Below are 1,143 nucleotides of genomic sequence, written 5' to 3' on the forward strand. Positions count from 1 at the left end.
GCGTATTATGAGCAACAAAAAGCCAAGGGTAAGCCGCATAATAGCATTATTAGATCACTGGCATTTAAATGGATAAGGATTGTATTTAGGTGTTGGAAAACGAATACACCCTACGATGAATCGACATATTTAGCAGCATTGAAACGCAGAGGCTCACCACTTTTAAAATTTGCAATTAATGGCTAAATTTTACTAGTCGTCCACCTCAGGGCGTGTTGTTATATGCCGATTTAACCAAAACTCACTAAACGTAACACAGTAAAAAACAACAATAATATAAATAAAATTAAATACATAACATTTTCTTTTATAGTAAGTTTTTTAACAAAAACACGATACATAATAATAAGTAAGATTGTTACCGTAAAAGCTGGCAAATATAGGAAATAAGCAATCATTCCCTTAGTAATATCAACGTATTTAATGCCAGTAAATTGATAATACAACCAGTCAACCGAAACAATAATCGCTGGTGGGAAAATTGCTAAAAACAAGAAGAACAAAAGAATTAAATTTGATCTCATTAGTTGCATAGTAGCTCCCTCTACTTTAGGCATATAACGCCCAATTAACAGGCAAAAAATTGTTGGCTAAAATAGTGAACGTAGTGAACAAAAGCCAACTGTTTTTTGTCCTTGTTGAATTGCTTGTTAGCAATACTTTAATCCGCTGTTAAGTAAGCTTTATTAAACCTAAATTTTAAGTTATTACTTTCGGTTGGCTGTTTTGGTGTAACCCACAATTTAGTGTGAAAAAACTTACAACTTGGAATAAAAAATTGATTTCCATTCGGTTCTTTTGCTAACACATTCCAACAACGACCGCTTGCATCAGTTCTCATTGAAATATCAGTAATAACAATTTTAGAACCGGCCTCAATTGTAGAAACTATTTTGGGGTTACAGCCAGCTCTTGTCCAAATGCCATGACTTTTAAAATTAGCCTCTGTTTGTATACCGTAATCCTTTTCAAATATTGAGCAATTGATGTCAATCAATAGACTGTCTTGTTTAAGGGTATACTTAGTAGAAGAAAGCTTTTTTCCCCATTCAGTATTGTTTAAGTTCGTTGAACAGGCTGTGATAAAAATAACTAAAATCAAAGCACCAAATTGAGAATACTTCACCAAACCTCCTTGTATTG

Annotated in this window: 2 protein-coding genes and 1 pseudogene; 1 reads left to right on the forward strand and 2 read right to left on the reverse strand. The window is 33.1% G+C overall.

What is annotated here, in order from left to right:
* A pseudogene (locus AC27I2_RS19650) lies at positions 1 to 186 on the forward strand (IS110 family transposase); the annotation flags it as partial.
* A 44-nt stretch (positions 187 to 230) separates the two neighbouring features.
* Here AC27I2_RS19650 and AC27I2_RS19655 read toward each other — a convergent pair.
* Positions 231 to 557: a hypothetical protein gene (locus tag AC27I2_RS19655; RefSeq protein WP_487205258.1), complete on the reverse strand. Its 327-nt coding sequence runs from the start codon at positions 555 to 557 to the stop codon at positions 231 to 233.
* Between the two features lie 104 nt (positions 558 to 661).
* Positions 662 to 1,143: hypothetical protein (locus tag AC27I2_RS19660; protein ID WP_487205259.1), on the reverse strand; the 482-nt coding region annotated here is incomplete at its 5' end.

The sequence above is a fragment of the Pseudoalteromonas sp. NH0006-46 genome, assembly GCF_057547735.1.